Source organism: Kribbella antibiotica (assembly GCF_004349055.1).
GTDB classification, from domain to species: Bacteria; Actinomycetota; Actinomycetes; order Propionibacteriales; family Kribbellaceae; genus Kribbella; species Kribbella antibiotica.
The window spans coordinates 1-5,502 of the sequence record NZ_SMKX01000264.1 but is presented as its reverse complement, the minus strand read 5'-3'; the positions used below and the strand labels follow the sequence as shown (position 1 = coordinate 5,502).

Genomic DNA, 5,502 nt, shown 5'->3' with positions numbered 1-5,502 from the left:
CCACAAGCCCCCAGCCACCGCCCCAAGCCCTACCACCTGCAGTCGTTAGCGCCCCCACGGTGGGTTCAGTCGCAGCAGCACCTTGAGCACCCATCAACCACATCTCGCGCCGAAATCCGACCGACCGGTGCTCAAAGTCGCCGTACCCACACAACAACCCCAGTCGCACGAAGAACTGCAAGTACGGCACTCGGCGGACGACTGGCACGCGAGGCGGAACGCGGATCGGGTGCTGGGGCCGACTACCTGCGGTTGGTCGTGCCGAACCCACCCGGCTGGCGGCGACAACGAGCGGCCGCACGAAGAACTGCACGTACGACGCTCAGCGGACGATTGCCACGCGGGGCGGACGGCGGAGCAGGCGCCAAGGGCGAGGACCTGCAGTCGCTCGTGTCGCTCGTAGGCGGCGACAGAAGGCGGGCGCACGAAGAACTGCAGGTATGGCGCTGGGCGGGCAAGTGCCACGCAGGGCGGACCGCGGATGCAACGCCGGCGCCGACTACCTGCAGTCGCTCGTGCCGACCCCCAACCCCACCGGGGTTGGAAACGGGCGCGCGCACGAAGGACTGCAGGTACGACGCTCGGCGGGCAACTGCCAGCCGGGGCGGAACGCGGATGCGGTACTGGGGCCGACTACCTGCAGTTGGTCGTGCCGACGTCACCCGGCTGCGGCGGAAGTGGGCGGGCGCACGAAGAACTGCACGTACGACGCTCGCCGCGCGGCTGCCACCTGCGGCGGAACGCGGCTCGGGTACCGAGGCCGACTACCTGCAGTCGGTCGCGCCGACCCCACCCGGGCGGTGGCGGAACGGGCCGGCGCACGAAGGACTGCAGGTACGACGCTCGGCGGGCAACTGTCAGCCGGGGCGGATCGCGGATGCGGTACTGGGCCGACTACCTGCAGCTGGTCGTGCCGAACTCACCCGGCCGGTGGGCGGAACGTGCGGGTGCACGAAGAACTGCAGGTATGGCGCTGGGCGGGCGATTGCCGCGTGGGGCGGACCGCGGATGCGGCGCTGGGGCCGACTACCTGCAGTCGCTCGTGTCGCCCGCAGCCTGGTAGGCGGCGACAGAGGGCGGGCGCACGAAGAACTGCAGGTATGGCGTTCGGCGGGCGACTGCCGCGTGGGGCGGGACGCGGAGCAGTCGCCAGATCGGACTACCTGCAGTTGGTTGTGTTGGCGGCGGGAGGGGTGGTGTCAGCCCTTGACGGCGCCTTCTTCGACTCCCTTGAAGAAGAAGCGCTGGCAGACGGCGAAGACGATCACGATCGGGATGAACGCGATCATTGTGCCGGCGGCGATCAGCCGTGGGTTGTTGCTGAAGGTGCCGGACAGGTATTGCAGGCCGACGGTCAGCGTGTACTTGTCGGGGTCGGTGAGGACGATCAGCGGCCAGAGGAAGTCGTCCCAGGCGCCGATGAAGGCGAAGATCGCGACCACGCTGATGGTTCCGCGGACCGAGGGCAGGCCGATGAAGATGAAGCGCTGCCAGGCGTTGGCGCCGTCCACGATCGCGGCCTGGTCGACCTCGATCGGCAATGAGCGGAACGCGTTGTACATCAGCAGGACGTTCAGTGCGCCGATCATGCCGGGCAGGGCGACACCGAAGAGCGTGTTCGCCAGCCCGAACTCCCGGACCGTCACGTACTGCGAAATGATCGTGACCTCGCCCGGCAGGACCAGCGTCGCCAGGAACAGGCCGAGCACCAGCTTGCGGCCCTTGAACTGCAACCGCGAGATCGCGAACCCGGCCAGCGACGCGCCGATGATGTTGCCGCCGACAACCAGTACGGCGACCACCAGCGAGTTCCGCGCGTAGTCCCAGACCGGGATGGTGTCGGCGACGGCCTTGTAGTGGTCGAAGGTCGGTTGGCCAGGGAGCAGCCGCGGGATCCGCGTGTAGATGTCCTCGCCGGTCCCCTTCAGCGAGGTCGACAACTGCCACAGGAACGGCCCGATCGTGATCAGCAGCACGAACACGAGCAGGACGTACCGGATCACCTTCTCCCGCGGTGACACGGTGTTGAACCCGAAAGTCCCGCTCCGGCGGCGTTTCTTCGGCGTACCGGGCTCGTCAGGAAGTGCGATGGGCCGCGCCGGGTCGGTGACTGTGCTCATGCCTCCGCGCCCTTTCTGTTCAGCCGGGCCAGGACGAGCATCGGGACGACGGTGACGAAGAACAGCACGATCGACAGGGCCGACGCGTACCCGAGGTTGCCCTCGAAGCCCTGGCTGTACTGCTGGATCAGCATCACGACCGAGTTGTCGCGACCGCCCGGACCGCCCTTGCCGCCACTGAGGATGAACAGCTCGGAGAAGACCCGCAGCGCCGACACCGAGATCAGGATCGAGATCAGGATCATCGTGCCGCGGACACCCGGAATCGTGATGTGGATGAACCGCCGGAACGGGTTGGCGCCGTCGACGGCCGCAGCCTCGTGCAGTTCACGGCCGACGTTCCCGAGGGCGGCCAGGTAGATGATCATGTAGTACCCCAGCCCCTTCCAGATCGTCAGGCTGATCGCACTCAGCAACAGCAGCCACTGGTCGGACAGGAACGGCAGCGGCCCGGAGATCACGCCGAGCTTCTCGGCGAGACCGTTGACCAGACCGCGGTCGTCCAGAATCCACTGCCAGATCAGCGCCACGACCACGGCCGAGGCGACCACCGGGGTGTAGAACGCCGTCCGGAAGAACGTGATGCCGGGCAGCTTCTTCTCCACCAGTACGGCGAGCAGCAGCGGAATGACGGTCAGGAACGGCAGGCAGACCACCATGTAGATGACGCTGTTCAGCAGCGCCCATCGCAGTTGCTCGTCGTGCAGCAGGGTCTCGAAGTTCTTCAGCCCGACGAACGTGCCGCCACCGAGTGGCTTGGCGTTGGTGAACGACAGGATCACCGTGTTGATCGACGGCCACAGGTTGAACACGAGCAACCACGTGAGTGCTGGAATCACCAGCACCCACGGAGTGAACCAACGTTGGTAGCGCATTAGGTCCTTACTGGGTGAGCAGCTGGTTGGCCTTGTTGACGGCCGCGTCCAGGGCTGCCTGCGAGGTGATCTTGCCGGAGATCGCGAGCGAGATCTGCTGGCCGATGAAGTCGTTCGTCGCGCCGCTGATGACCGCGGGCGTCAGCGACTTCGCCTTGGCCAGCGACTCGAACGCGAGCACCTTCGCGTCGGACTCCGGCGTACCGTCGGACTTGGAGAAGTACGGGTCGGAGGCCGAGGCCTTGGTGGACGGGAAGATGTTCACGATCTTCGCGAACGCGGCCTGGTTCTCGGCGTTGGTGACGAAACGGGCCAGCGCGATCGCGGCGGCCTGGTTCTTGGTCTTGGCCGAGACCGACAGCCCCTGCACGTACAGCGGCGGGGTGTCGAGGGCCGGCGACGGGACGATCTTGCCCTTCAGCGACGGGTTGTCCTTGGTGAAGTCCTGGATCGCGTTGCCACCACCGGTGGTCCAGGCGACCTTGGACTGCGTGAAGAGCTTGGAGTTGCCGAGGTATTCCTGGGTCAGGATGTCGCGCGGCAGGTAGCCGGCCTTGTAGGCCTCGCGGTACTTGTCGAGCAGCGCGGCGGCTTCGGGGCTGTTGAAGGTGAACTTCTTGCCGTCGTCGGACAGGATCTTCACGCCCGCGTTGGTCAGGTCACCGATGCCGGGCAGCCGGCTCATCAGGTATTCCTTGCCACCGGACTTGTCGTGCATGATCTTGGCGGCCGCGAGCAGCTCGTCGAAGGTCTTCGGCGGGTTCTTCGCGTCCAGACCGGCCGCGGCGAACTTGTCCGAGTTCCAGTAGTCGATGTCGGTGTTCAGGTACCAGGGGTAGCCGAAGGTGCCGCTCAGACCTTGGTACTGGTACGCCGCCACGCCGCCCTCGACGTACTCGTCCTTGATCTTCGCGTCGGCCGCGGCGACGTCGAGCAGCAGGTTCTGCTTGGCCAGCGGCAGCGCGAAGTCCGGCGGCAGGTTGACCACGTCGGGCAGGTCGCCGGCCGAGGCCTGGCTGAGGACCTTCTTGTCGTAACCATCACCAGGCTGGTCCAGCCAGGTCACCTTGGTGCCCGGGTACTTCGCCTCGAAGGCCTTGATCACACCTTCGACGTACGACGTGAACTTCGGCTTCAAGGCCCAGGTCTGCAGCGAGACCGCGCCGGTCACCTGGGCATCCGCGCCGACGGTCGGCTTGGCGCCACCGTCGCCGGAGCTGTCGGACGAGCCGAGGCCGCAGCCGGCCAGGGTGAGAGCCGAGGCGGCCAGCAGGGCCACCAACGCCGAACGGCGTCTACGCATGGGATTCTCCAGGGATTGATAAACCGGTATAGCTCCCGAACTATTCACATCGTAGAATCCGCTGTCAAGGGTGAGGGAGGTACCGTGGCCAGACCGACGATTGCGGACATCGCACTGCGCGCAGGTGTGTCCAAGGGCGCTGTGTCGTTTGCGCTGAACGGGCGGCCGGGGGTCAGCGAGGCGACGCGGGAACGGATCCTGCGGATCGCGGAGCAGATGGCGTGGCGGCCGCACAGCGCTGCCCGGGCGCTCGGTGCGTCGCGCGTCGACTCGGTTGGGATGGTGATCGCCCGCCCGGCGCGCACACTTGGCGTGGAGCCGTTCTTCGCGCATCTGCTGTCCGGGGTGCAGTCGGGCCTGTCTGCCGAGTCGATCTCGCTGCAGTTGCTGATCGTCGAGGACACCGAGGCCGAGATCGAGATGTACAAGCGCTGGACCTCGGAGCACCGCGTGGACGGCGTAATCCTGGTCGACCTGACCGTGCGCGACCCGCGGATCGACGAGCTCAAGGCGCTCGAACTGCCCGCCGTCGTGATCGGTGGCCGCGGCGGCAAGGGGCAACTGCCGTCGGTCTGGGCCGATGACCGGGATGCCATGCTCACGATTGTGGAGTATCTGGCTGCGCTTGGTCACCGCCGGATCGCCCACGTCGCCGGTACGCCGATCTTCCAGCACACGCAGCGGCGAATTCGCGCCGTCCGCGACGCGGCACCCCGGCTCGGCCTGCTCGACGCGCCGTCCCTGACCACGGACTTCAGCGATGCGGAGGGTGCGGCAACCACCCGCCGGCTGCTCGCACAGGCGGATCGGCCGACTGCGATCGTCTACGACAGCGACGTGATGGCGGTCGCCGGGCTCGGCGTCGCGATGGAGATGGGCGTGTCGGTCCCGGGCGACCTGTCGATCGTCGCCTTCGACGACTCGATCCTGACCCAGCTGATGCACCCGGCCCTGACCGCGATGTCCCGCGACACTTTCGACTTCGGCCGGCAAGCCGCCGAGGTCCTGCTCTCGGTCATCGCCAATCCCGCCACGATGATCAACCGCCGCACGGCCGACCCGGTCCTCACCGTCCGCGAATCCACCGCTCCCCCGGCCTGACCCGCCGCCCCTCCCTCCCGAAACCTCTCAGGGGTCAACCCCTGAGTTGGTGGGTTGCAGCAGCAGAATCCGGTGGTGCAACCCACCATCCGCGGGGTTGACC

At 67.0% G+C, this 5,502-nt stretch carries 4 protein-coding genes; 1 reads left to right on the top strand and 3 read right to left on the bottom strand.

Annotated features, from left to right (window positions below):
• Nucleotides 1-1,199: 1,199 nt before the first annotated feature.
• From E1263_RS41745 to E1263_RS41735, 3 genes are read right to left on the bottom strand one after another with little or no spacing between them, the layout of a single operon-like run.
• Nucleotides 1,200-2,120 carry a carbohydrate ABC transporter permease gene (locus E1263_RS41745; RefSeq protein ID WP_132177906.1) on the bottom strand — a complete coding sequence of 307 codons (921 nt, stop codon included), beginning with the start codon at nucleotides 2,118-2,120 and terminating at the stop codon, nucleotides 1,200-1,202.
• Nucleotides 2,117-2,995: a carbohydrate ABC transporter permease gene (locus E1263_RS41740; protein WP_132177905.1), complete on the bottom strand. Its 879-nt coding sequence runs from the start codon at nucleotides 2,993-2,995 to the stop codon at nucleotides 2,117-2,119. The genes E1263_RS41745 and E1263_RS41740 overlap by 4 nt, the downstream gene beginning before the upstream one ends.
• 7 nt (nucleotides 2,996-3,002) lie before the next feature.
• A complete protein-coding gene (locus tag E1263_RS41735) occupies nucleotides 3,003-4,298 on the bottom strand; it encodes an ABC transporter substrate-binding protein (RefSeq protein ID WP_132177903.1) in 1,296 nt (431 codons plus the stop codon).
• Nucleotides 4,299-4,382: 84 nt separating this feature from the next.
• On the opposite strand from E1263_RS41735, the gene E1263_RS41730 reads away from it, so the two are divergent.
• Complete coding sequence (locus tag E1263_RS41730; RefSeq protein WP_132177901.1) at nucleotides 4,383-5,399, top strand: LacI family DNA-binding transcriptional regulator; 1,017 nt, start codon at nucleotides 4,383-4,385, stop codon at nucleotides 5,397-5,399.
• Nucleotides 5,400-5,502 lie beyond the last annotated feature (103 nt).

Coding starts and splice junctions, on each gene's coding strand:
- E1263_RS41745 (WP_132177906.1), bottom strand. CDS start 2,120: ATGAGCACAGTCACCGACCCGGCGCGGCCCATCGCACTTCCTGACGAG.
- E1263_RS41740 (WP_132177905.1), bottom strand. CDS start 2,995: ATGCGCTACCAACGTTGGTTCACTCCGTGGGTGCTGGTGATTCCAGCA.
- E1263_RS41735 (WP_132177903.1), bottom strand. CDS start 4,298: ATGCGTAGACGCCGTTCGGCGTTGGTGGCCCTGCTGGCCGCCTCGGCT.